General features: G+C 72.7%; 21 protein-coding genes. 6 read left to right on the plus strand and 15 right to left on the minus strand.

The features are described from left to right. The 3 genes from KBX37_RS18735 to KBX37_RS18745 all read right to left on the minus strand — a co-directional run. A partial coding sequence (locus KBX37_RS18735) for an acyl-ACP desaturase (protein WP_210777238.1) occupies positions 1–933 on the minus strand: 933 nt, incomplete at its 3' end. Between the two features lie 69 nt (positions 934–1002). Next, on the minus strand, positions 1003–2331 hold the full coding sequence (hisS, locus tag KBX37_RS18740; RefSeq protein ID WP_210777239.1) for a histidine--tRNA ligase: 1329 nt from the start codon (positions 2329–2331) through the stop codon (positions 1003–1005). Between the two features lie 52 nt (positions 2332–2383). Beyond that, positions 2384–3103, minus strand: coding sequence for an MBL fold metallo-hydrolase (locus KBX37_RS18745; protein WP_210777240.1), 720 nt, complete (start codon positions 3101–3103; stop codon positions 2384–2386). Between the two features lie 258 nt (positions 3104–3361). On the opposite strand from KBX37_RS18745, the gene KBX37_RS18750 reads away from it, so the two are divergent. Both KBX37_RS18750 and KBX37_RS18755 read left to right on the plus strand, forming a co-directional pair. Next, complete coding sequence (locus tag KBX37_RS18750; protein WP_210777241.1) at positions 3362–4249, plus strand: peptidylprolyl isomerase; 888 nt, start codon at positions 3362–3364, stop codon at positions 4247–4249. 60 nt (positions 4250–4309) lie between these two features. After that, on the plus strand, positions 4310–5149 hold the full coding sequence (locus KBX37_RS18755) for a peptidylprolyl isomerase (protein WP_210777242.1): 840 nt from the start codon (positions 4310–4312) through the stop codon (positions 5147–5149). 62 nt (positions 5150–5211) lie between these two features. Here KBX37_RS18755 and KBX37_RS18760 read toward each other — a convergent pair whose 3' ends face one another. From KBX37_RS18760 to KBX37_RS18805, 10 genes are all read right to left on the minus strand, one after another. Beyond that, a complete protein-coding gene (locus KBX37_RS18760) occupies positions 5212–7653 on the minus strand; it encodes a bifunctional (p)ppGpp synthetase/guanosine-3',5'-bis(diphosphate) 3'-pyrophosphohydrolase (protein WP_210777270.1) in 2442 nt (813 codons plus the stop codon). A gap of 193 nt (positions 7654–7846) precedes the next feature. Next, a complete protein-coding gene (locus tag KBX37_RS18765) occupies positions 7847–8413 on the minus strand; it encodes an adenine phosphoribosyltransferase (RefSeq protein WP_210777243.1) in 567 nt (188 codons plus the stop codon). A gap of 94 nt (positions 8414–8507) precedes the next feature. Continuing rightward, positions 8508–9698 carry a protein translocase subunit SecF gene (gene secF / locus KBX37_RS18770; RefSeq protein WP_210777244.1) on the minus strand — a complete coding sequence of 397 codons (1191 nt, stop codon included), beginning with the start codon at positions 9696–9698 and terminating at the stop codon, positions 8508–8510. Position 9699: 1 nt separating this feature from the next. Further along, the gene (gene secD / locus KBX37_RS18775; RefSeq protein WP_210777245.1) at positions 9700–11616 is read right to left on the minus strand and encodes a protein translocase subunit SecD; all 1917 of its coding nucleotides are present in this window, start codon (positions 11614–11616) and stop codon (positions 9700–9702) included. A 226-nt stretch (positions 11617–11842) separates the two neighbouring features. After that, positions 11843–12139, minus strand: coding sequence for a preprotein translocase subunit YajC (yajC, locus tag KBX37_RS18780; protein ID WP_374103793.1), 297 nt, complete (start codon positions 12137–12139; stop codon positions 11843–11845). A gap of 193 nt (positions 12140–12332) precedes the next feature. Beyond that, a complete protein-coding gene (gene ruvB / locus KBX37_RS18785) occupies positions 12333–13397 on the minus strand; it encodes a Holliday junction branch migration DNA helicase RuvB (RefSeq protein ID WP_088962775.1) in 1065 nt (354 codons plus the stop codon). Between the two features lie 40 nt (positions 13398–13437). Next, positions 13438–14040, minus strand: coding sequence for a Holliday junction branch migration protein RuvA (gene ruvA / locus KBX37_RS18790; RefSeq protein WP_210777247.1), 603 nt, complete (start codon positions 14038–14040; stop codon positions 13438–13440). Positions 14041–14057: 17 nt separating this feature from the next. Beyond that, the gene (locus KBX37_RS18795) at positions 14058–15473 is read right to left on the minus strand and encodes an RNA-guided endonuclease TnpB family protein (protein ID WP_210777248.1); all 1416 of its coding nucleotides are present in this window, start codon (positions 15471–15473) and stop codon (positions 14058–14060) included. Then, positions 15470–16000, minus strand: coding sequence for a crossover junction endodeoxyribonuclease RuvC (ruvC, locus tag KBX37_RS18800; RefSeq protein WP_210777249.1), 531 nt, complete (start codon positions 15998–16000; stop codon positions 15470–15472). The genes KBX37_RS18795 and ruvC overlap by 4 nt, the downstream gene beginning before the upstream one ends. A 121-nt stretch (positions 16001–16121) precedes the next feature. Then, on the minus strand, positions 16122–16493 hold the full coding sequence (locus KBX37_RS18805; protein WP_210777250.1) for a DUF1905 domain-containing protein: 372 nt from the start codon (positions 16491–16493) through the stop codon (positions 16122–16124). A 160-nt stretch (positions 16494–16653) separates the two neighbouring features. On the opposite strand from KBX37_RS18805, the gene KBX37_RS18810 reads away from it, so the two are divergent. From KBX37_RS18810 to KBX37_RS18820, 3 genes are read left to right on the plus strand one after another with little or no spacing between them, the layout of a single operon-like run. Then, positions 16654–17436 (plus strand): 3-hydroxybutyrate dehydrogenase, encoded by a 783-nt coding sequence (locus KBX37_RS18810; RefSeq protein ID WP_154938166.1) that lies wholly within the window; start codon positions 16654–16656, stop codon positions 17434–17436. A 14-nt stretch (positions 17437–17450) separates the two neighbouring features. Then, positions 17451–19367: a helix-turn-helix domain-containing protein gene (locus KBX37_RS18815; RefSeq protein WP_210777251.1), complete on the plus strand. Its 1917-nt coding sequence runs from the start codon at positions 17451–17453 to the stop codon at positions 19365–19367. A 56-nt stretch (positions 19368–19423) separates the two neighbouring features. Then, on the plus strand, positions 19424–21181 hold the full coding sequence (locus KBX37_RS18820) for a hypothetical protein (RefSeq protein ID WP_210777252.1): 1758 nt from the start codon (positions 19424–19426) through the stop codon (positions 21179–21181). A 4-nt stretch (positions 21182–21185) separates the two neighbouring features. Here the strand turns inward: KBX37_RS18820 and KBX37_RS18825 are convergent, their stop codons facing one another. Both KBX37_RS18825 and KBX37_RS18830 read right to left on the minus strand, forming a co-directional pair. Beyond that, complete coding sequence (locus KBX37_RS18825) at positions 21186–21794, minus strand: TetR/AcrR family transcriptional regulator (RefSeq protein WP_210777253.1); 609 nt, start codon at positions 21792–21794, stop codon at positions 21186–21188. A gap of 11 nt (positions 21795–21805) precedes the next feature. Further along, the gene (locus tag KBX37_RS18830) at positions 21806–23374 is read right to left on the minus strand and encodes an MFS transporter (RefSeq protein ID WP_210777254.1); all 1569 of its coding nucleotides are present in this window, start codon (positions 23372–23374) and stop codon (positions 21806–21808) included. A gap of 616 nt (positions 23375–23990) precedes the next feature. On the opposite strand from KBX37_RS18830, the gene KBX37_RS18835 reads away from it, so the two are divergent. After that, positions 23991–24581, plus strand: coding sequence for a hypothetical protein (locus tag KBX37_RS18835; protein ID WP_210777255.1), 591 nt, complete (start codon positions 23991–23993; stop codon positions 24579–24581). The last annotated feature ends 20 nt before the right edge of the window (positions 24582–24601 follow it).

Raw genomic sequence — 24601 nt, forward strand, 5'->3', positions numbered from 1 at the left:
GGTGGCGAGGCGGGCCTCGCGGGCGGCGCGCGTCTCCTCGTAGCGGGACGCGGCCCGCTCCAGGTCGTCGAGGTGGCCGGCGATCTGGTCGCGGGCGGCCTCGCCGTCGGCGTCCAGGCCGGTGACGTTGAAGACGTCCCACTGGCGCAGCACCGGCTGCACCACGTCGTCGCGGTGCTGGCGCAGGTCGTAGATGCCGGCCAGGGCGATCGCCACCGACTTTCGGGCGAAGCCCTCGATGCCGACGCCGGGCATCTGGAAGTCGGCCACCACGTCGGCGACCGCGCGCATCGCCTGGCTCGGGGCCAGCTCGAAGGCCGCGCCGAGCAGGTTGCGGTAGAAGACCATGTGCAGGTTCTCGTCGGCGGCCACCCGGGCCAGCAACGCCTCGCAGGCCGGGTCGCCGGTGACCCGGCCGGTGTTGCGGTGCGAGATCCGGGTGGCCAGCTCCTGGAACGACACGTACGCCAGCGAGTGCAGCACCTCGTCGCCGTGCACGTTCTCGTAGCCGGCCGACATGTGCGTCATCCGGGCCCGTTCCAGGGCGACCGGGTCCACCGCCCGGGTCACCGTCAGGTAGTCCCGGATCGCGGTGCCGTGCCGACCCTCCTCGGCGGTCCACCGGTGCACCCAGGTGCCCCAGGCCCCGTCCCGGCCGAAGAGGGTGGCGATCTCGTGGTGGTACGAGGGCAGGTTGTCCTCGGTCAGCAGGTTGACGATCAGCGCGGTGCGGGCCACGTCGGGAATCGTCGAGTCCGACTCCGACCAGGGCTCGCCGCCGAGCGGCCCGTCGAACGTGCGTCCCTCGCTCCACGGGACGTACTCGTGCGGGAACCACTCCTTGGCGATCGACAGGTGGCGGTCGAGGTTCTTCTCCACCACGGCTTCGAGTTCGAGGAGCAGGGCGGTCTGACTCAGCGGGGCGGTGCTCATGCGGATCTCCCTACGGTGGCGTAACTTACGCTACCGTAGGGCCCCGCGAGCGTACGCGCGAGTAGTACCTCAGCTGACCAGCGGTTTGAGGTCCTCCCGGGGCGGCGTCCACTCCCCCGCCGCGGCGGCGATCTGCTCGCCGGACCGGATGTCCTTCACCTCGTCCGCCGCCCCCTCCGCGCCGGGGAACCAGACGTACGGGATGCCGCGCCGCTCGGCGTACCGGATCTGCTTGCCGAACTTCGCCGCGCTCGGCGACACCTCGGTCGGCACCCCGCGGGAGCGCAGCGCCTCGGCGACCCGGTTGCTGGCCGGCCGCGCGTCCTCGCTGATGACAGCGACCAGGACGCAGGTTGGCACGGCCCGGGAGACCGAGAGCGCATCGGCGCCGAAGAGCAGCCCGAGCAGCCGGGTCACCCCGATCGAGATGCCCACCCCGGGGAACCGGACGGCCCCGGAGCTGGCCAGGTTGTCGTAGCGACCGCCGGAGCAGATCGAACCGAACCGCTCGTAGCCGATCATCTGCGTCTCGTAGACGGTGCCGGTGTAGTAGTCGAGGCCGCGGGCGATGCGCAGGTCGGCCACGCAGAGCCCCGGCGAGTGCGCGGCGGCGGTCTCCACCACCGCGACCAGCTCCTCGATCCCCTCGTCGAGCAGCGGGTCGGTGACCCCGAGGGCGCGCACCGCGTCGGCGAACGAGGCGTCCGGCGCGGAGATCTCGGCCAGCGCCAGGCACGCCTTGGCCTGCGCCTCGCTCGCCCCGGCCGTCTCGGCCAGCAGCTCGGCGACCCGGGCCGGCCCGATCTTGTCGAGCTTGTCGACCGCGCGCAGCGCCGCCTCCGGGTCGGTCAGCCCGACACCCCGGTAGAAGCCCTCGCAGATCTTGCGGTTGTTGACCTGGATGCGCACCGGCGGGATCGGCAGCGAGCGCAGCGCGTCGCCGATGACCAGCGGCATCTCCGCCTCGTAGTGCGCGGGCAGGGTGTCCCGGTCGACGATGTCGATGTCGGCCTGGAGGAACTCGCGGTAGCGGCCCTCCTGCGGGCGCTCACCCCGCCACACCTTCTGGATCTGGTAGCGGCGGAACGGGAACTGCAGCTTGCCGGCGTTCTCCAGCACGTACCGGGCGAACGGCACGGTCAGGTCGAAGTGCAGGCCGAGCGCGTCGTCGCCGGCCGGGTCGTCGACCGCGGCCTGCAACCGGCGCAGCACGTAGACCTCCTTCGAGGTCTCCCCCTTGCGCAGCAGCTGGTCCAGCGGCTCGACCGAGCGGGTCTCCAGCGGCGCGAAGCCGTACAGCTCGAAGGTGGCGCGGATCCGGTCGAGCACGAACTGCTCGATCATCCGCTGGCCGGGCGTCCACTCCGGGAAGCCGGAGATGGGCGTGGGCTTACTCATGGCGTACTCCTTGCGTCCCGCGCGCAGCGGCGCGCGGAGGTCGTGGGCGCGGCTACAGGCCGCGGGCGGGCGCGGCCGGGCGCGCGGCACCGTCCCCCGCCACCTCGGCGAGGTACGGGTTGGTCGCGCGCTCGCGGCCGATGGTGGTCGCGGGGCCGTGGCCGGGCAGGACGACCGTGTCGTCCGCCAGCGGAAGGACCTTCTCCCGCAGGCTGGTCAGCATCCGGGGCATGCTGCCGCCCGGCAGGTCGGTGCGGCCGATCGAGCCGGCGAAGAGCACGTCACCGGAGAGGCAGATCTGCTCGGCCTCCCAGGGCGAGCCGGCGCCGGGCAGCCGGAACAGCACCGACCCGCCGGTATGGCCGGGGGCGTGGTCGACGGTGATCTCCAACCCGGCCAGCGCCAGCGTCGCGCCGCCGGTCAGCTCGGCCACGTCGTCCGGCTCCGTGTACGGCAGCCGGCCGCCGAAGAGTTGGGCGAGGTCCGCGGAGAGCCCCTTGGCCGGGTCGGCGAGCAGCTCCCGGTCGTCCGGGTGGACGTACGCGGGGATGCCCCGCGCGCCGCAGACCGGCGCCACCGAGAAGGTGTGGTCGAGGTGGCCGTGGGTGAGCAGCACCGCGGCCGGGTGCAGGCGGTGTTCGGCGAGCACGGCGTCGAGCCGGTCGAGCACCCCGATGCCGGGGTCGACCACCACGCACTGCTCCCCCGGAGCGGTCGCCACCACGTAGCAGTTGGTGCCGAAGGCGTCCGCGGGAAAGCCGGCCACGAGCACGTCCGCTCCCCTTCCGTCGGTACGTCGTTCCCTCCGCAGCCTAGCCGCCGCGGCGAACCGATATCCGTGACCCACCGGTCCCGCACACCCCGTCCGGCACAGTGACGCACTCCGATAAACCCAGCCCCGACCTCGTACACCACTTTCCCAGCGGCTACCCGTACACTCTGGCGGGCGTGTGGCGTGGCGCACCTGCTTCACGGGGACGCGAGCGGCCCGACCGCCGGTGACGACCAGGGCAGAGGAAGGAAAGCACGAGTGGCTTCCAGCAGGGACCGGCAGCGCAAGCTGGCACGGGAGAAGCTCGACCGGCAGCTGGCCCGGCGGGCCGCCGCGACCCGGCGGCGCCGGCAGATCCAGGCCGGCGTGGGCGTCGCGGTCGTGCTGGCGCTGATCGTGGTCGGCTCCGCCTGGGCGCTGGGCGCCTTCGACCGCGACCCGAAGCAGCAGGCCGCCCAGGACGTCTGCCTCTGGACGCCGCAGGACGCCACCGCGAACACCAACCTCAAGGACGTCGGCACCCCGGCCACCAGCGGCCTGCCCACCTCGGGCAGCCGGCCGATGACGATCAACACCAACCAGGGCGGCCCGATCACGGCCGAGCTCGACCTCGCCGGCGCGCCGTGCGCCGGGGCGAGCATCGCCCACCTGGCGACCCGGTCGTTCTACGACAACACCACGTGCCACGAGATCACCACCGAGGGGGCGCTGCGCTGCGGCGACCCCAGCGGCACCGGCCTGGGCGGCCCGACGTACTCGTTCTACGACGAGAACGTCCCCACCGTGCCCGAGGCGAGCCCCTCGGCCAGCCCGGCCCCCGGCGAGCCGCCGGCGTACCCGAAGGGCACGATCGCCATGATCGGGAACCCGCCGGGCAACAACGGCAGCCAGTTCCTCGTCTTCTTCAAGGACTTCAACCCGGCCAAGCCGACCTACCCGGTCATCGGCCGGGTCACCGGCGGGCTCGACGTGATCGAGAAGATCGGCGCCCTGCCGACCGTGGACAATGGGACCGGGGCCAAGGTCAAGCCGAAGACCGACGTGCTGCTGCAGAAGCTCACCGTCGGCGAGCCGAGCACGGCGGCGGCCCCGGCCCCGACGAGCCCGGCTTCCGGCGCCCCGTCGGCCAGCCCCAGCGCCGGCTGAGCCGGACCACACCACCCGTACGCGGCGGCGACCGCGCCACATAGTCCAGGAGGAGTGACCGTGACGTCCACGAGAGAGCGGCAGCGCGCGGCGGCGCGGGCCCGGCTCGAGCGGGAGATGGCCGAGCGCGCGGCCAGGGCCCGCAAGCGCCGGCAGACGCAGGCGATCGTCGGGGCCGCTGCGGTCCTGCTGCTCGTGGTCGCCGGCAGCGTCTGGCTGGCGACGACCCTCGGCGGTGACGACGACCAGAAGCAGGACACCGCGGGCGCCCCGGGCTTCACGCAGTGCGCGTACACCGAGGCGCCGAAGGAGGGTCGGACCGCGCAGATCAAGGACGTCGGACTGCCGCCGGCCCAGCAGAAGAACATCGGCACCCAGACGATGACGATCGACACCAACCTGGGCCCGATCACCGCCAAGATCGACCGCGCGGCGGTGCCCTGCACCGCGGGCAGCTTCACCCACCTGGCCAGCAAGGGCTTCTTCGACAACAGCAAGTGCCACCGGCTGGTCACCGAGGGCATCAAGGTGCTCCAGTGCGGCGACCCGAGCGCGGCCGGCAAGGGCTGGCGGGAGACCGACGGCACCGGCGGCCCGGCGTACAACCTGGCCGAGGAGAACCTGCCGACCGACAAGCGCCCCGCGTACCCGGACGGCGTCATCGCGATGGCCAACTCGGGCCAGCCGGGCAGCACCGGCAGCCAGTTCTTCATCGTCTACGGCGACTCGCAGCTCGACCCGAACTACACCGTGCTGGGCACCGTCACCGGCGGCATGGACCTGGTCAAGCAGGTCGCGGCGGCCGGCGACGACAAGGCCTTCGCCCAGCAGGCCGGCGGCGGCCACCCCAAGAAGGAGGTCGTCATCACCAAGCTGGCGATGAGCGACATCCAGGGCTGACCCACCCGTACGACGAAGCGCCCGCCCGCCGGCCGAGCCGGCGGGCGCTTGTCGTTGCTGCCTCAGGCCCCCGAGGTGACCCGGTACGCGTCGAAGACGCCGTCGACCTTGCGCACCGCGGCCAGCAGGTGGCCCAGGTGCTTCGGGTCGGCCATTTCGAAGCTGAACCGGCTCACCGCCACCCGGTCGCGGGTGGTGGTGACGGTGGCGGAGAGGATGTTGACCCGCTCGTCGGAGAGCACCCGGGTGACGTCGGCGAGCAGCTTGTGCCGGTCCAGCGCCTCGACCTGGATGGCGACCAGGAACGTCGAGGCGGAGGTGAGTTTCCAGCTGACCTCGACCACCCGCTCGCTCTGCGCCCGCAGGTCCTCGGCGTTGGCGCAGTCGTCGCGGTGCACGCTCACCCCGCCGGAGCGGGTGACGAAGCCGAAGACCGCGTCCGGCGGCACCGGGGTGCAGCAGCGGGCCAGCTTGATCCAGACGTCGCTGACGCCCCGGACCACGACGCCCGGGTCCGCACTGCTCTGCCGGCTGGGCGGCGGCCGGGTGGCGACCGCGGTCTCGGCGATGTCCTCCGCCGCGCCCTCCTCGCCCCCGTAGGTGGCCATCAGCTTCTGCACCACCGACTGGGCGGAGACCTGGCTGTCGCCGACCGCCGCGTAGAGCGAGGCGACGTCGGCGAGGTGCAGGTCCCGGGCGATCGCCATCAGCGCGTCCGAGGTGAGCATCCGCTGCAACGGCATGCCCTGCTTGCGCATCGCCTTGACGATCGCGTCCTTGCCGGCCTCGATCGCCTCCTCGCGCCGCTCCTTGTTGAAGTACTGGCGGATCTTGGTGCGGGCCCGGGGGCTCTTGACGAAGCCCAGCCAGTCCTGCGTCGGGCCGGCCGTGTCGGACTTCGAGGTGAAGATCTCGATCACGTCGCCGTTGGACAGCGTCGACTCCAGCGGCACCAGCTTGCCGTTGACCCGCGCCCCGATGCACTTGTGCCCGACCTCGGTGTGCACCGCGTACGCGAAGTCCACCGGCGTCGAGCCGGTCGGCAGCGGGATGACGTCACCCTTCGGGGTGAAGACGTACACCTCCTGGCTGGACAGGTCGAAGCGCAGCGCGTCGAGGAACTCGCTCGGGTCCGCCGCCTCCCGCTGCCAGTCCAGCAGCTGGCGCAGCCAGGTCATCTCGTCGATGTGCGCCGGCGGGCCGACGATCTGGGTGCCCTTGTGCTCCTTGTACTTCCAGTGCGCGGCGATGCCGAACTCGGCGGTGCGGTGCATCGCGTAGGTGCGGATCTGCATCTCCACCGGCTTGCCGGTGGGCCCGATGACCGTCGTGTGCAGCGACTGGTACATGTTGAACTTGGGCATGGCGATGTAGTCCTTGAACCGGCCCGGCACCGGCTGCCAGTTGGCGTGGATGACCCCCAGCGCCGCGTAGCAGTCCCGCACCGTGTCGACCAGAATCCGCACACCCACCAGGTCGTAGATGTCGTTGAAGTCGCGACCCCGCACGATCATCTTCTGGTAGATCGAGTAGAGGTGCTTCGGCCGGCCGGTGGTCTCCGCCTTGATCTTGGCGGCCTTCAGGTCGGTCTGCACCTTCTGGGTCACCTGGCGCAGCAGCGCCTCGCGCTGCGGCTGGTGCTCCCCGATCAGGCGGTTGATCTCCTCGAACCGCTTCGGGAACAGCGTGCCGAAGGCGAGGTCCTCCAGCTCCCACTTGATCGTGTTCATACCGAGTCGGTGCGCCAGCGGGGCGAGGATCTCCAGCGTCTCCTTGGCCTTCTGCTCCTGCTTGGGGCGGGGCAGGAAGGTCAGGGTACGCATGTTGTGCAGCCGGTCGGCCAGCTTGATCACCAGGACCCGCGGGTCCTTGGCCATCGCCACGACCATCTTGCGGATGGTCTCCGCCTTGGCCGCGTCGCCGAGCTTGACCTTGTCGAGCTTGGTCACCCCGTCGACCAGCAGGGTGACCTCCGGGCCGAAGTCCGCGCGCATCTGGTCGAGGGTGTACTCGGTGTCCTCGATCGTGTCGTGCAGCAGCGCGGCGACCAGGGTGGTGGTGTCCATGCCCAGGTTGCCCAGGATGGTGGCCACGGCCAGCGGGTGGGTGATGTACGGGTCGCCGGACTTGCGGTACTGACCGGAGTGCCAGCGGGCAGCGGTGTCGAAGGCGCGCTGCAGCAGCCGCGCGTCGGCCTTGGGGTGGTTCTCCCGGTGGGTGGAGATCAGCGGCTCCAGCACCTCGCTGACCTGCGAACTCTGCCAGGGCGCGTTGAACCGGGCCAGCCGGGCCCGCACCCGACGGCCGGTCGGCGCGTTGGAGAGGGCGAAACCTCCGGTCGGCGAAGCTTCGCCGACGGTCGGCAGCGGCGCCACGGGCGCGCCGGCGTCGACGGCCTCGGCAACGGCGCCGTCAACGGCACCCGTCACACGGGCCGGCGGGTTGCTCTTCCGGTCGGTCACCGAGCCGTCAGCGTCGCCTGTCGGGTGCACCGTGCCCTCCACCGGAGGGACGACATCGTGGGACACCGGCCTCCTCACCGCTCGCCGGAAAACACCGGCCGTGGCTCCGGCCGGTCTGGTCCTTCGCCGCCGGACGGGGAACCGCCCGGTCAGCAAAGGGCAATGCTACCCGCACGGTGGGTGCGGTGCCGCTCCGCCGGACGGTCCGCACCGGGTCCGTCCGACGGCATGGGGGTCAAACGGTCAGCAGGGCATGGACCGGGCGCCCGGCGAGCTTCTTGCGGCCCTCCAGGAAGCCCAGCTCCAGCAGAACGGTGAAACCGGCCACCGTGCCGCCGGCCCGCTCGACCAGGTCGAGGGTGGCCTCGGCGGTGCCGCCGGTGGCCAGCACGTCGTCGACCACCAGCACCCGGTGCCCGGCGGTGAAGGCGTCCTGGTGCACCTCCAGGGTCGCCTCACCGTACTCCAGCGCGTACGAGGCGGCGTACGCGGCGCGGGGCAGCTTGCCGGCCTTGCGCACCGGCACCACGCCCACCCCGGTGGCGTACGCGATGGCGGCGGCGATCACGAAGCCGCGGGCCTCGATGCCGACCACGATGTCGAACGAGTCACGCCCGTGGTACTCGACGATCCCGTCGATCACCTCGCGGAACACCGCACCGTCGGCGAAGAGCGGCATCAGGTCCTTGAACATGACGCCGGGCTTGGGGAAGTCCGGCACGTCCAACACCCGGCTGGCCACCAGCCGGGCGACCTGCGGGCCGCTGTCCCCCCGTACCACGGTGCTGTGGGTCTCCGTCACGGTGCTCCCTCCAACGATGACGGCGTCCTCCATGCCGCTCGCACAGCATGAAGGACGCCGTCGGGTCGATTCCTACCGGGTGTCCCCGCCCGGGTCAGCGCCGCTTGGCGCCACCCGGCCGGTTGCCGCCGCCCCCGCTGGGACGGCCGCCCCGGGCGCCGGTCGGGCGCTTGCCGGCGGGACGGGCGCCCACCTTCGGCGCCGTGCCGGCCAGAGCCGCCGCGTCGGAGTCGATCGACTCGTCGGCGCCCTCGGCCGCGCGGGGCGCGCCCTTCGGGGCCAGCTCGCCCCGGGCGATCGCACCCCGCCGGGCCAGCACCCGCTTGTTGTGCGCCTGGATCCGCGGGTCGTAGTTCTTCAGCAGCACCAGCAGCGGGGTGGCCAGCAGGATCGAGGTCAGGAACGCCACCGCCATACCGACGAAGAGCACCAGGCCGAGGTCCTTCAGGGTGCCCGCGCCGAGCAGGCCGGCACCGATGAAGAGCAGGCCACCGACGGGGAGCAGGGCGACCACCGAGGTGTTCAGCGACCGCATCAGGCTCTGGTTGAGCGCCAGGTTGGCCGCATCGCCGTACGTCTGGTTGTTGTTCGCGGTGATGCCGCGAGTGTTCTCCTGCACCTTGTCGAAGACCACCACCACGTCGTAGAGCGCGAAGCCCAGGATCGTGAGGAAGCCGATGATGGTCGACGGGGTGACCTCGAAGCCGACCAGCGAGTAGATGCCCGCGGTGAGGAAGAGGTTCATGAACAGCGAGACGATCGCGGCGACCGCCATCCGCCACTCGAAACGCAGGATCAGGTAGATCGCCACCACCGCGACGAAGATGATCAGACCGAGCAGGGCGCGCGAGGTGACCTGCTCGCCCCACGCCTCGCTGACCTGGTTGCCGCTGATCTGGTCGGCGTTGATCCCGAACTCCCGGGCCATCTCGGCCTTGACCTCGGTGGCCTGCTCCGGGGTGAGCTGCGAGGTACGCAGCTCGTAGTACTCGCCGCTGGTGCTGCCGACCTTCTGCGCGGTCACCACCTCGGCGTCGCCGCCCTCGGCCGCGAGCGCGGCGCCGACCTTCTCCTCGGCCTGCTCCAGCGTGCCGACGCTGGCCGGCACCTGGAACGAGTTGCCGCCGGCGAACTCGATGCCGAGGCTGAACCCACGCACCGCGAAGCTGAGCACCGCGATCAGCACCAGCGCACCGGCCACGGCGAACCACAGCTTGCGCCGGCCGACGATGTCGAGCCCGGCCTCACCGCGGTAGAGCCGGCTCGCGAGACCACTCTTAGCCATCTCAGGCCTCCTTGACGCGCGGGGTGCGGGGCGAGTCCTGCTCGGCCGACCGGGCCGGCAGGGCCCGGCCGAGACCGCTGACCCGCGGGGACAGGAACGCCCGGGTACGGGCGAACATCGTCATGATCGGGTGCCGGAAGAGGAAGACCACGATCAGGTCCAGCACCGTCGCCAGGCCGAGGGCGAAGGCGAAGCCCTTCACCGTACCGACGGAGACGACGTAGAGCACCACGGCGGACATCAGGGTGATCGCGTTCGCCGAGATGATCGTCCGGCGGGCCCGGATCCAGGCGCGCGGCACCGCGCTGCGCGGGCTGCGCCCTTCCCGGATCTCGTCCTTGAGCCGCTCGAAGTAGATGACGAAGGAGTCCGCCGCCACACCGAGGGAGACGATCATGCCGGCGATGCCGGCGAGGGTCAGGGTGAAGCCGATCTGCCGGCCGAGCACCACCAGCGCGCCGAAGACCAGCGCCGCCGAGAGCACCAGGCTCAGGAAGATCACCGAGCCCAGCAGCCGGTAGTAGAAGAACGAGTAGACGATGACCAGCAGCATGCCGATACCCGCGGCGAGCAGGCCCGCGCGCAGGTGGCTGTCGCCCAGGGTGGCGGTGACGTTCTGCTGCTCCTGCGGCTCGAAGGTCACCGGCAGCGCGCCGTACCGCAGCTGGCTGGCCAGCTTGTTGGCATCGGTGCTGGTGAAGTTGCCGGTGATCTGCGAGTCACCGGTCAGCACGCCCTGGATCTCGGGCGAGGAGACGATCTCGTTGTCCAGCACGACCGCCACCCGGCACTTGCCGTCCTGGCCGAGCGCGGTCTGGTCGCAGGCGCCACCGGTGTTGTTGAACGCCTCGCGGGTCAGCTCGGTCCACTTGTCCTGGCCGTCGCCGGTGAAGTTCAGGCTGACCACCCAGGCGCTGGCCTCGTCGAGCACGGCGTTGGCGTCGTCGACGTCGGTGCCGACCACCTTCGCCACGTCGAGCAGGTACTTGGCCGCGCCGTCCTCACAGGCGACCGCCTGCTGCTTCTCGTCCTTGATCGACGCGGCCGGCCGCTTGTCCAGCTGGGCGCAGGTGATGGTCGGGACGTTGAACTGCATTTGCGGCGTCAGCACCGCGATCTCCTGCGGGGAGAGCGCGCCGAACGGCTTGAGCTTCTCCGCCAGGGACGGGTCGGCGGTGAGGTCGGCCGGGGCCTGCAGGGCGCTCGCGGCGGCCCAGGCCGCCGGTCCCACCTTCTTCTCGACGGCGTTGCGCTGCTCCTGGACGCTCTGCGGCACCGGGGCGGCGCTGGCGCTCGGCGAGGCGGCCGGAGCGCTCGGCGAGGCCGGGGCCGAGGGGGTGGCGCTGGCGCTCGGCGCGGGGGCGCCGCCGCCCTGGCCACCGGCGCTCGGCGAGGAGGTGACCTTCGGCGACGCACTGCCCGACGGCGCCGGCGACGCGCTGCCCGAGGGCGCCGGCGAGGCGCTGCCGGAGGGGGCGGGGGTCGGGGCCGCCGTCGGGGCGGTGGCCGCGCCGCTGCCGTCCGCGGCCTTGAGCACCTTGCGGAAGCGCAGCTCCGCCGCGCTGCCGACGTCGGTCAGCTCGCGGTTCTGACCGGGCAGGGAGATGACGATGTTCCGGTCGCCCTCGGTGACCACCTCGGCCTCGGCCACGCCGTAGGCGTTGACCCGGCTCTCGATGATCTGCCGCGCCTCTTCGAGGTTCTCCGAGGTCGGGGGCTTGCCGTCGATGCTGTTGGTGGCCTCGAGCGTCAGCCGGGTGCCGCCGATCAGGTCCAGGCCGAGCCGGGGCTCCAGCCGGTCCTTCCAGCCGCCGCTGGCGCCGCCCGAGAAGAACACCAAAAGATAGAGGACGACGAAGATGAACCCGAGTACGGCGAGCTGCCGCCCGGGGCGCATCTGTCCCTGAGGTGGTGCCACGGCTGTCCTGTCTCCCTGTAACGGTCGCGCCGCCGGTGGGGGCGGCGATGTCGGGCCGGGGGTCCGGGCCGACGTGCTCTGCGGGGTCGGCGCCCGGCGGTCGGCACGGCGTACCGCCACCGACGCGGGGGCGTCGGTCGGGGCGCGTGCCGGCGTCGGACGTCGACCCACCTGTTCAGTTGTCGCGGTCCGCCCGCCGCTCCGTCAGGAGGGCGGGCGGGGCGTTTCACTCCTTGACGGCGTCCGCCGGTTCCTCGGTGACCGGCTCGGTCGACTCGGTGCGCTCGGCCTGGTTGACGACCCGGGCGATGGCCGGCCGGGCGTAGCGGGTCTGGACGCCGGGGGCTACCTCGAGCAGCACGGTGTCGTCGTCCACACCGGTAACCGTGCCGTAGAGCCCGCCGATGGTGACGACCTCGTCGCCCGGGGCCAGCGCGGACTGCATGGCCTCGGCTTCGCGCCGCCGCTTCTGCTGCGGGCGGATCATCATGAAGTACATGACGCCGAAGAGCAGGGCGATCATGAGGATCGGCGTGAGACCGCCGACTCCCCCGCCGCCCGCTGCTGCGTAAACCACGGTGTGTGACCTTCCCATTGGCCTCCGGACCGGCACGAGGGGTGCCGGAGCGGAGGCGGATTCTCACGTCCTGTACAGACCGCGGCGAGTCTAATCCCTGCACCTGGGAACGCCGAATGCGGTACAGATCACGTTCACATCACGGCTGATCCGGTGCGGCGGAGAACAGATCGGGCACGGAAGGGGCCTCGGCACCAAATGTACCATTTGGCGGCGTGCGACCCAGATGGTGCCAGGCGGCCTCGGTGGCCACCCGCCCGCGGGGCGTCCGGGCGAGCAGACCGGCCCGGACCAGGAACGGCTCGCAGACCTCCTCGACCGTGTCCGGCTGCTCCCCCACCGCCACCGCGAGGGTGGAGAGCCCGACCGGGCCGCCCCGGAACGAGTCCACCAGCGCGGTCAGCACCGCCCGGTCCAGCCGGTCCAGGCCGAGGGCGTCCACGTCGTACACGGTCAGGGCGGCCCGGGCGGTCTCCAGGTTGACCACGCCCTCCGCCCGGACCTCGGCGAAGTCCCGCACCCGGCGCAGCAGCCGGTTGGCGATCCGGGGGGTGCCCCGGGAGCGGCCGGCGATCTCGGTCGCCCCGTCGTCGGTGATCGGCACGCCGAGGATCCGCGCCGAACGGTGCAGCAGCGCCTCCAGGTCGGCCGGGGCGTAGAAGTCCAGGTGCGCGACGAAGCCGAACCGGTCCCGCATCGGCCCGGTCAGCAGACCCGAGCGGGTGGTCGCGCCGACCAGGGTGAACGGCTCGACGTCCAGCGGGATCGCGGTGGCGCCGGGCCCCTTGCCCACCACCACGTCGACCCGGAAGTCCTCCATCGCGCTGTAGAGCAGTTCCTCCGCCGGCTTGGCGATCCGGTGGATCTCGTCGATGAAGAGCACGTCGCCCTCGGCGAGGCTGGTCAGGATGGCCGCCAGGTCGCCGGACCGCTCGATGGCCGGGCCGCTGGTCACCCGGATGCCGGCGCCCAGCTCGGCGGCGACGATATTGGCGAGCGTCGTTTTCCCGAGGCCGGGCGGCCCTGAGAGGAGGATGTGGTCCGGCGGGGAGCCGCGCCGCATCGCGCCCTGCAGCAGCAGGTCGAGCTGGTCGCGGACCCGGTGCTGGGCGATGAACTCCGCGAGCCGCTTCGGCCGGACGCTGGCCTCCGCGTCCAGCTCGGCGTCGTTGACGTACGCCGACACCAGGCCGTCGCCGGTCACCGGGTCACCTCCGCCCGCCGGGCCGGTGCGGTGGGCGCGCTCATCGGGTGCGGCCCAGCAGTCGGATCGCCTGCTTCAGCAGGACCGGCACCGGCGGGGTGTCCCCGTCGACGCTCTCCGCCACCGCCGCCACCGCCTGGTCGGCCTGCCCCGCCGTCCAGCCCAGCCCGACCAGCGCCTGGCGGACCTGCTCGGGCCAGGCCCCGCCGGTCACCCCGGCCGCGCCGTCGGCGCCGACCGGCACCGGGCCGATCCGGTCGCGCAGCTCCAGGACCAGGCGTTCGGCGCCCTTCTTGCCGATGCCCGGCACCCGGGTCAGCGCGGCGGTGTCGGCGTTGGCGATGGCCTTGCGGACCGCGTCCGGGGTGTGCACGGCGAGCACCGCCTGGGCCAGCCGGGGACCCACCCCGCTGGCCGTCTGGAGCAGCTCGAACAGCTGCTTGGCGTCGTCGTCGGGGAAGCCGTAGAGGGTGAGCGAGTCCTCCCGGACGACCAGGCTGGTGGCGAGTCGGGCCGGCTGGCCGACCCGCAGGTCGGCGAGGGTGCCCGGGGCACACTGCACCGCCAGGCCGATCCCGCCCACCTCCACCACCGCGTGGTCCGGACCGGTCGCGGTCACCGTGCCGCGCACGCTGGCGATCATCGCGTTCCTGCTTCCTACTAGTTGCTCGTCGCTGAGCGGTTCGGATTATTCGCTCTCCGCTCGGTGGTGGCCGGGCTGGAGTCCTGGACCGGCAGTCTGGTCCGGTGGCGATCGGTCCGGTCCTGCAAGATCTGCTTCACCCGGTGATGTGGGGTGTACAGGGCGATGTCGGGGTCGACTGCTCGTTGCAGGATGTTGATCGCGGCGTTCACGTCGGCCTGCCACACCACCCCACACGGGGTGCAGTGAAGCCGGTCCCCGTTGCGCCGGCCGAGCCGGCCGCAGCGGTGACAGGCTTGTGAGGTGTAGGCGGCGTTGACGTGTACGAGCGCAGAACCTCTGCGCTCCGACACGCTGGTCAGCGCCTCCGCGGTGACTCCTTTGGTCCACGCGGCGAGGCGCCGGTTGACGTTCTTGCCGAGCGTCTTGCGTCCGGCGAAGCGCTTGGTGAGGTCTTCGGCGACGACGGTGGCGGCCTTGTCGACGACCCGGTGCACGGCGGTGAAGATCTCCGTACGCACCCGCGCCCGGTGACGGGCAATCTGCCGGTCCCGTTTCACGGTCCCGAGGTTGTTGGCCGTGATCCGGTGCGCCTTCGCGTGGTCACCATGCAAGGCGGCGGTGTTCGCTATCGAGCGCAACTTCGCCCGGTGCCGGTTGCGCTCCTTCAGCCGGTCCGATTCGGCGGTCAGCAGCTCACCGAGGCGGGTGCCGTGGTGGGTACGGTCGGAGTCGGTCAGGACCTCCGTGTAGCCCTTGTCCACGCCGATCGCGCGGTCCCCGCACGGCCGCTGCGACGAGCGCATCCGAGACGCGTCGATCTGGTAGTGCACCTCGACCCGGCCGCCGCGCAGGATCAGCCGCAGCGTGCCGGTCGGGGCGACGGTCGTGGACAGCGGGATCTTGACCATCTTGCGGCGTTCGAGGCCCGGCACCGCCAGCCACAACAGGCCCCGCCCGTCGACGAACGTGTTGTGCTGGTCGGCGCGCACGACGATTTGATCGTGCGTGCGGTTCTTCCCACGCCCCCAGTGCTTGCGCATCTGCCGAGCCAGGAACGGGTCACTGGCCCACTGGTCAGCCTTCAGCGCGGTGAACATCCGCTTGCGCGCGCCCGTTTCGTTGGTGCGCCTCGTGATCGCCCGCCGGACCTCAACCTTGGCCGAGGCCAGGTTCGCCGCAATGTCGGCCATCGCGTCGCGGACGGTTTCCTTCCACGCATTCGCCAGCACGCCGAACTGGACGTGCGTGCCGTCAGCCAGCCAGCGGTCCCGCACCTGCCGGTCCGTCAGTCCGGACCCGACCCCGCCGATCGAGCCGTACCGCTGCCACACCTCGCTACGCACGCGACCCAACCGGCGGGCCTGCTCCGTTAGCGCGGCGCATTTGCCCGGGTTCAGTCGCCTGGAGTACGCGATCCGGGTGACCTTCACTGGTCACTCCTTCCTCGTCGTACCCGCTCGGCCGCAGCGGCCAGCTTCGACCGGGTGCCGCCGCGCCACACGTGACAGATGGCCAGGGCCAGGGCGTCGGCCGCGTCCGCCGGCTTCGGCGGCTCGGGCAGCCGCAGCAGCCGGGTCACCATCGTGGTCATCTGGCGCTTGTCGGCCTGACCGGAACCGGTCACGGCCGCCTTCACCTCGCTCGGGGTGTACGTCTGCACCGGCAGTCCGGCGCGCGCCCCGGCGAGCACGGCGATCCCGCTGGCCTGGGCGGTGCCCATCACGGTGCGGACGTTGTGCTGGCTGAAGACCCGTTCGACGGCGACGGCGTCCGGCCGGTGCTCGGCGACCAGGTCGGTCAGTGACCGGTCCAGGTGCAGCAGGCGCAGCGCCAGCTCGTCGGCCGGGTCGGTGTACACGACGTAGTAGGCAATCAGGGTGCAGGGCCGCCCCGGCACGCCCTCGACCACGCCGACTCCGCACCGGGTCAGCCCCGGGTCGACGCCGAGCACGCGCACGCCGCCTCCTCCCCCAGCCGCCAGCAGTACGTGTGTTCGACACCCTACTGGTCGGCGCGGCCCGGCATCCCGGGGGACACGCCGGCCGTACCGGCGCGTCGCGGTGGCCCGGAACACGCCGCTACAGCCGGGTGTGGTCGACCTCGACGGCGACGGTGACGACGTCCCCGTCGTCCTTGCCGGCGCGTATCCGCGCCGGCACCGCCAGCAGCCAGCCCGCCGCCCGGTCCCGCCAGACGCTGGTCGACCAGGTGCGGCCGTCCACGGTGGCGGTCACCGGCACCCGGCCGAACGGGCCGGCGGCGCCCGGCGCGTGGGCGTCGGGCACCGGGGCGAAGACCCACCCGCCCGCGCCCGGCCAGCGGACCAGCGTCGCCCGGAAGGCCGGCCGGCCCGTCGGGCCCTCGTCGGGGCCGCCCGGCGGCACGTGCCCCGCCATCTCCACCTCCCGTCCGCCGAGCCGGCCGAGGGGTGGCCGGCGCGGTGCTGTCACCCGGAGGCGAGGGTGCCACCCACCGCCGACAGTTCCGGCCCGCGACGGGGCCGGGTCGCCCGTTCCCGGGCAGGTGCCGGCACGCCCACACAGACCGACGGTCGAGTATGTGTCGCCGCCCCATGTGCCGGCGGCCACACAGCTCGTAACTTCTTGCGCCATGACGGCAGAACCCGTGGCGGTCCCCCACGTCGTACACGTCGACCTTTCCGGTCGTAGCGCCCTGGTGACCGGTGGTGGCAGTGGCATCGGGCGGGCCTGCGCCCTGCGCCTGGCGGAGGCCGGCGCGAAGGTGCTGGTGGTGGACCGCAACCTCGAGGCGGCCAAGGTGGTGGCCGCCGAGGCCGGCGCCCGCGCCGAGGGGGTCGACCTGTCGGACCTGGCGGCGGTGGACCGGCTCGACGCCGACGTCGACATCGTGGTCAACAACGCGGGGCTCCAGCACGTCGCGCCCGTGCAGGACTTCCCCCCCGAGCGCTTCTCCCACCTGCACCGGGTGATGGTGGAGGCGCCCTTCCAGATCATCCGGCGGGCGCTGCCACACATGTACGCCCGGGGCTGGGGCCGGATCGTCAACATCTCCTCGGTGCACGGGCTGCGCGCCTCGCCGTACAAGGCGGCGTACGTGTCGGCCAAGCACGCCCTGGAGGGGCTGTCCAAGGTCGTGGCCCTGGAGGGCGCGGCGCACGGCGTGACCGCCAACTGCATCAACCCGGCGTACGTCCGCACCGCGCTGGTGGAGAGCCAGATCGCCGACCAGGCGGCCAGCCACGGCATCGGCGAGGACGAGGTGATCGAGAAGATCATGCTGGCCCGGGCCGCGATCAAGCGGCTGATCGAGCCGGACGAGGTCGCCGAGCTGCTGGCGTACCTCTGCTCGCCGCCGGCGGCCTTCATCACCGGCGCCTCCATCGCCCTCGACGGGGGCTGGACGGCGAACTAGTGGCACCGCGCACAATGAGCGTCATGTCGTCGCCGGTCGAGTTCCTGGAGCTGCTCGCCCGGGAGGCGGCCGCGGTCGAGTTCGAGGGCCCGCTGGTCGCCGCCCGGGCCGCCGGGCTGCCCGCCGACCGGCTGGCCGAACTCGAACAGGCCAAGACGGTGGCGCTGCGCGTCCGCGCGCTGCTGGAACGCCGCCGCCGCCGGGAGACCGAACTCTCCGGCCTGTACGACACCGTCAGCGACCTGGCCGGCCTGCGCGACCTGGACGACGTGCTGCGGGCCATCGTGCACCGGGCCCGGCACCTGCTCGGCGCCGACGTCGCCTACATGACCCTCAACGACGACGAGCGCGGCGACACCTACATGCGGGTCACCGACGGCTCGGTCTCGGCCCGGTTCCAGCGGCTACGGCTCCCGATGGGCGCCGGCCTCGGCGGCCTGGTGGCCCAGTCCGGCGCCCCCTACGTCACCGCGAACTATCCGGAGGACGACCGCTTCCACCACACCGGCGAGATCGACGCCGGGGTGGGCGAGGAGGGGCTGGTGGCCATCCTCGGGGTGCCGCTGCGGCTCGGCTCGACCTCGATCGGCGTGCTCTACGCCGCGAACCGCTCGGCCCGCCCGTTCGTCCGCGAGGAGGTGGCCCTGCTGGTGTCGCTGGCCGCGCACGCCGCGGTGGCGATCGACACCGCGCGGCTGCTCGCCGAGACCCGCTCGGCGCTGGAGGAGCTGTCCGCGGCCAACACCACCATCCGGGCGCACAGCAGCTCGGTGGAGCGGGCCGCCGCCGCCCACGACCGGATGACCGCGCTGGTGCTCCGCGGCGGCGGGGTGGAGGACGTCGCGGCGGCGGTCACCGAGGTGCTCGGCGGCGCGCTGCTGGCGCTGGACGCCGAGGGACGGCTGCTGGCCCGGGTCGGCGAGATCGAGGAGCCGGACCGGGCGGACATGGTCGAGGCGGTGGCCGCGTCGCGTACCGAGGGGCGCAGCGTGCGTCGGGACCCGCTCTGGTACGCCGCCGTGGTCGCCGGCGCGGAGAACCTGGGCGCGCTGGTGCTGCGCCCGGACGACGACCTGGTCGACGCCGACCAGCGCATCCTGGAGCGGGCCGCGCTGGTGACCGCGCTGCTGCTGCTGTTCCGGCGTACGGTCGCCGAGGCCGAGGGGCGGGTGCGCGGTGAGCTGCTCGACGACCTGATCGCCCGGCCGCTGCGGGACACCGACGCGCTGCGCAGCCGGGCCCGCCGGCTCGGGATCGACCTGGACGCTCCGCACGTGCTGGTGGCGGTCGGCGACGACGCGATCGCCGCGACCGGCTCGGCCCGGCTGCGGGTGCTCTCCTGGGCCACCACGTACGCCTCGACTCGGGGTGGCCTGGCCGCGGCCCGCGACGGGCGGGTGGTGCTGATGCTGCCCGGCCGGGACGCCGGTGGCAGCGCCCGGTCGGTGGCCCGGGACCTGTCCCGGGTGACCGGCCGCCCGGTGACCGCCGGGGGGAGCGGCCCGGCGGGCGGGCCGACGGCGCTGGCCGCCACGTTCCCCGAGGCGGACCGCTGCCTCACCGCGCTGGGCGCGCTGGGCCGGGCCGGCGAGGGGGCGAGCACCGGCGAACTGGGCTTCGTCGGGCTGCTCCTCGGCACGGTCGGCGACCAGGGCGAGCGGGACGTCGCCCGGTTCCTGACCGCCACGGTGGGGCCGGTGCTGGACTACGACGCGCGGCGCGGCACCGCGCTGGTGCGGACGCTGGAGGCGTACTTCGGGGTGGGCGGCAGCCTGGCCCGCGCGGCCGAGCAGCTGCACGTGCACGTCAACACGGTGACGCAACGCCTGGAGCGGGTCGGGCAGCTGCTGGGTGCGGACTGGCAGAAGCCGGAGCGGGCGCTGGAGGTGCAGTTGGCGCTGCGCCTGCACCGGCTGCGCACGCCGAGCTGATCCGGGGCGGGCCCGACGGGGCGGCGCGGTGGATGATCATGGGGCATGATCGCGCCGTGACCGACCCCGACCAGGAGCCGTTCCGGCGGCTCGCCACGGCCGCCGACCGGGTGTGCCGGCTGGCCGACCACCCGGACGTGCAGGACGAGTACAACCGCAGCGACGAGTACGCGGCGTTCCGGGCGGCCCTGGCGGAGCTCGCCGCGGTGCTGCGCGCGGTGGACCCGGTTTCCCTGCCGTCCTCGCGCCGGGCCCCGACGGTCGCCGACGTGGCGGCCACGGTGCTCGACCTGCCCGGTCTGCCGGGACTGGAGGAGGTGGCCGACCGGCTCACCGACGCGCAGGTCGAGCGGGCCCTCATCGCCGCCCTGGCCCTGCTTGACCGGGACCGGCAGGCGGACCTGCTGGTCGCCGTCGCCGCCCGCCTCGACGCCGGGCAGGCGGAGCGGGCGCTGGCGGCGGTGCCCCACCTGGACCGGGCGTCGCAGCAGGCCCGGACGGTGACCGCGCTGCTGCCCCGACTGCCGGACGAGCGGCGGCCCCGGGCGGCCGCGTTCGCGTTGGCCGCCACGCGCCGGGCACACCCGTCGCTGATCCTGCCCACCGTCGGCGACCTGGCGCCCTGGCTGGACGTCACCGGGCGGGCCGAGCTCTACGCGATCGCCGCCGCCGAGCAAGATCCGGGGTGGCACCTGCACCTGCTGGCCGCGCACCAGCTGCCCGAGCGGCGGGCCGCGGTGCTGGCCACCGCGCTCGCGAACGAGCACGAGCCCAGCCGGGCCCGGTCGCTGGCCGGGCTGGCGCCCCACCTGGACGACGAGCAGCTCGCCACGGCCGTGACGGCCGCGCGGGGCATCGGTGACCCGACGTGGCGGGCCACGGTGCTGACCGGGCTGGCCACGGCACTGGCGGGTGAGTTGCGCCGCGCCGCGGTCGACGCCGCGCTCGACGCCGGTGCCCAGGGCGGCTGGCTCGACTGGCCGGAGCTGCTCCCGCTGCTCACGCCGCACCAGATGGACGCGGCGCTGGCGGCGGTGGCGGCGTCGCCCTACCCGGACGGGGCCGCCGCCGCTCTCGGCGGGCTGCTCCCGCTGCTGTCGCCGGCCCGGTTGCCCGTCGCCGTCGCGGCGGCCCACGCGATCTCCGACGACCCGACCCGTGCCGTCGCGCTGGCCGAACTGGTGCCGGTGCTGCCGGCGGAGCTGCGCGCGACGGCGGTGGCCGCGGCGACCGACGCGCTGGTGGCCAGCCCGGTGTACGGCTGGTTCAACCCGCTCGGAGCGCTGGGCCGGCACGCCACCCCGGCGCAGCTGGCCCGGCTGTGGGCGGCGGCGCTGGCCGAGGAGGACGACTACCCGCAGGGCGCCCTCGCCGCCCTCGCCCCGTACGTCGACGCGGAGCGGCGGGAGCAGGCGCTACGCCTCGCGCTGGACTATGAGCCCGCGCACCGGGCCGAGGCGCTGGGTGGGCTGGTCCCGCACCTGGACGAGGCGCAGCGGTCGCGGGCGTACCGGGCGGTGTCGGAGATCGACGACCCGTCCACCCGGGCGGTCGGGCTGGCCGGGCTGGTCGCGGACCTCTCCCCCGCCGACGCCGCCGAGGCGACCGAGGCGGCGCTCACCACGGCCGCCGGCCTGCGCGACCCCGTGGCCCGGACCCGGCTGCTGACCGACCTGGCGCGGCGGCTCGGCGGCCCGGCCCGGGACACGGCGCTGGCCTGGGCGTTCGCCGCCGCCCGAACGATCGGGGCGGAGCAGCGGGGGCCGCGCTTCCCGGCCCTCACCGATCTGGTCCCGCTGCTCGCCGACGGCTGAGCGGTCAGCGGGCCCGGATGCCCTCCAGCACCGCGTCGACGACCTTCTCGGGCAGGATCAGGTCGTCCAGCTCGGGATGCCAGCGCAGCATCCGCTGGATCAGCATCGGCCCGGTGAGCAGCGCCATCGTCACCTCGACGTCGAGGTCGGCGCGGAGCTCGCCGGTGCGGATCCCGCGCCGCAGCACCTCGCGCATCAGCTGCCGGCGGGGCTCGATGATGTTCTGGTAGAGCTGGAAGTGGTCCGGGCTGCGGTTCACCTCGGGCACCAGACAGGGCATGATCTTCGCGGCGCGCGGGTCGATGTTGTGCCCGACGGCGCCGACAATCAGCACCAGGTCGTCGCGGACGGAGTGCCCGGCCGGCTGCGGCAGGACCCCCTTGAGCCGGCGCAGCGCGTCGAGCAGCAGCGCGTCCTTGCCCGGCCAGCGCCGGTAGATGGTGGCCTTGCCGACCCCGGCGCGGCTGGCGATCGCCTCGATCGACAGCGCCTCGATGGTGCTGCCCTCGGCGAGCAGATCGAGGGTGGCCTCGATGATGGCCTCGTCCGCGCGGACGCTCCGCGGTCGCCCGGGCGACCGCGGAGCATCTGCGGTGGAAGTCATGTCGGACATTATCCCCGAACCTATGCCGTTCCGGCCAACTCCGGTTCGCCCACCACCGGCGCGGCGGCGGGCGCTTCCGCGGCCCGGCCCGGCATCCACCGCAGCACGATGAGGATGCCGAGAGCGGCCACCACCGCGGACAGCGCCGCCGCCCAGTGCATGGCCGAGACGAACGAGTCGTTGGCCGCCGCGATCAGCTTCGGCGCCGCCGGCCCGAGCTGTCCCGCCGCCGCGTACGCGCCGGAGATGGACTCGTTGGCCGCCTCGCGGGCCGGGGCGGGAAGCCCGTCGACCGCCGAGGCGATGTCCTCCCGGTAGACCGCGGAGAGCACCGAGCCGAGCACGGCCACGCCCAGCGCGCCGGCGACCTGCCGCACCGTGTTGCTGACCGCCGAGCCCACGCCCGCCTTTTCCCGGGGCAGCGCCGACATGATCGACTCGGTGGCCGGCGGCATGATGTTGGCCATCCCGGCGCCCTGTAGGAAGAAGAACACCAGCACCACCCAGATCGGCGTGCTCGCGTCGATGAAGGCGAACGCGCCGAGCGCCAGCACGGTCAGCACCAGCCCGACCACTGCGACCGCCTTGCCGCCGTACTGGCGGACCATGGCGGCGCTGCGCGGCGCGAAGATCAGCTGGGCGCCGGCGAAGGGCAGGAAGAGCAGGCCGGTCTGCAGCGGGCTGTAGCCACGGACCAGCTGGAGGTAGAACGAGCTGAAGAACATCACGCCCATCGCGGCGAAGAAGATCAGGCCGACGATGGCCACCGGCGCGGCGAAGCGCGGCACCCGGAACAGCCGGACGTCCAGCGACGGGTGCTCACTGCGCCGCTCGTGGGCGACGAACCAGGCCAGCACCGCCAGGCCGCCGACGATGGAAGCCCAGACCACCGGCCGGTCGAAGCCGTGCTCGCCGCCGTCGATGATGCCGTAGGTCAGCGCGACCAGACCCACCACCGACAGCAGCACGCCGAGCAGGTCCACCCGGCCCGGCCGGGGGTCGCGCGACTCCGGCACCAGCAGCGCCACCAGGACCACGCCGGCCGCCACCACCGGCACGTTGATCAGGAAGACCGAGCCCCACCAGTAGTGCTCCAGCAGGGCGCCGCCCAGGATCGGGCCGATCGCCACGGCGAGGCCGACGGCGCCGGCCCAGACGCCGATCGCCCGGCCCCGCTCGCGCGGGTCGAAGACGTTGGAGATGATCGACAGGGTCACCGGCATGATCGCCGCGCCGCCGACGCCCATCAGGGCGCGGGCCGCGATCAGCTGGCCGGGGTCCTGCGCGTACGCCGACAGCAGCGAGGCCAGGCCGAACAGCACCAGCCCGATCAGCAGGAAGCGGCGGCGACCGAAGCGGTCACCGAGCACGCCGAAGGTGAACAGCAGCCCGGCGAAGACCAGCGTGTAGGAGTTGATCGACCACTCCAGCTCGCCCTGGCTGGCGCCGAGGCCGTGCACCGGGTCGGCGAGGGTGCGCAGTGCGACGTTGAGGATGGTGTTGTCGAGGACGACGACGAGCAGGCTGATCACCAGCACCCCGAGGATCCCCCACCGCCTCGGATGTCCGGTGTTCTCGTGCGGTTCCATGTGTCCGGTTCTCCCCCCGGCGTGCCCGTACCGTGAATTACGATACGAGTTAGACTCGTAACGAGGCTGAGCGTACGGGCCCGAGTTTCGATACGGAACCGGATCGTTTCGTATGTGTCCGGCGTCACTCCCCCTCGCCGTGTCGAAGGCCGGCCGCGCCCTCGCGCTTTCGGGCACGATTTGCGGGTGTCGGGCTGTCCCGCGCCCCGTCGCCGCGACACGCCGCAAACCGCACGGCGAGAAATGGTTGCAGGCACGCAGCGCGGGATGTCCGGTTCCGGGGCCTACTCGGTGCGCCCGAGATGTCCGTTCTGAGCCCGGCGAGTGACGGGCCGTCCCGTGACCGGCGGCACCCCGGCGGTGGAATGGTGGCCGGGCCGGGGTCGTTACATCACCTGGACGATCGCAGCAGCAAGCCCGCTGGCCTGGCCCGATCACGTGGTGGGCCGCCGGTCGTTACACATGGACCCGGCACCCGAGCCCCCGCTCGTGAAGCCTGCCGGACAGAAGACTTTCCCCTTGTATGTGTGAGCGCCTGCTCGTGGTGCTTACGCCGCCTGTCATGTCGATCCTCCGATCCGACCGGCGGCGTCAACCCCCTGAAGGAGCTTCCCCCATGAACACCACCATTCTGCGCAAGAGCGTTCTGGGTATCGCTGGTCTGGCCTTCGCCGGTGGCGTCTTCGCCGGCCCCGTCACCGAGGCCCACGCCACCCCGGTCATGGACGCCAAGTCGGTTGCCGTGGTGCAGGCCGACAAGCCCGGCGTGGACAAGCTGATGCCGCACGGTGTGCAGGGCAAGCAGTCGCACATCGACCTGGGCGACGAGCAGACGGCCAACGTGAAGGCGATCATCGCCGCGACGAAGAAGTCGGGCATGGACGAGCGGGCCGCCGTGGTGGCGATCGCGACCGCCCTGCAGGAGTCGAAGCTGGAGAACCTGGGTCACCTGGGTGCCCGTAACGACCACGACTCGCAGGGCCTGTTCCAGCAGCGCCCGTCCAGCGGTTGGGGCACGGTTGAGCAGATCACCGACCCCGAGTACTCGACGATGGCGTTCCTGAAGGGTCTGAAGCAGGTCGACGGCTGGCAGGACATGCCGCTGACCAAGGCCGCGCAGACCGTGCAGGTCTCGGCCTACCCGGACCACTACGCCCAGTGGGAGAAGCAGGCCGCCGACCTGGTCGCCAAGCACTGGAACAACTGACCCACCCTGAACCAACACGC

It is taken from the genome of Micromonospora sp. U56 (assembly GCF_018070095.1).
Classification (GTDB): domain Bacteria; phylum Actinomycetota; class Actinomycetes; order Mycobacteriales; family Micromonosporaceae; genus Micromonospora; species Micromonospora purpureochromogenes.

Bases quoted from the DNA above. Each gene is read 5' to 3' on its own strand.
- secF (WP_210777244.1), bottom strand. From the start codon at position 9,698: ATGGCTAAGAGTGGTCTCGCGAGCCGGCTCTACCGCGGTGAGGCCGGG.
- yajC (WP_374103793.1), bottom strand. From the start codon at position 12,139: ATGATCGCCCTGCTCTTCGGCGTCATGTACTTCATGATGATCCGCCCG.
- KBX37_RS18815 (WP_210777251.1), top strand. From the start codon at position 17,451: ATGAGCGTCATGTCGTCGCCGGTCGAGTTCCTGGAGCTGCTCGCCCGG.
- KBX37_RS18830 (WP_210777254.1), bottom strand. From the start codon at position 23,374: ATGGAACCGCACGAGAACACCGGACATCCGAGGCGGTGGGGGATCCTC.
- KBX37_RS18825 (WP_210777253.1), bottom strand. From the start codon at position 21,794: ATGTCCGACATGACTTCCACCGCAGATGCTCCGCGGTCGCCCGGGCGA.
- hisS (WP_210777239.1), bottom strand. From the start codon at position 2,331: ATGAGTAAGCCCACGCCCATCTCCGGCTTCCCGGAGTGGACGCCCGGC.
- ruvA (WP_210777247.1), bottom strand. From the start codon at position 14,040: ATGATCGCCAGCGTGCGCGGCACGGTGACCGCGACCGGTCCGGACCAC.
- KBX37_RS18810 (WP_154938166.1), top strand. From the start codon at position 16,654: ATGACGGCAGAACCCGTGGCGGTCCCCCACGTCGTACACGTCGACCTT.
- KBX37_RS18835 (WP_210777255.1), top strand. From the start codon at position 23,991: ATGAACACCACCATTCTGCGCAAGAGCGTTCTGGGTATCGCTGGTCTG.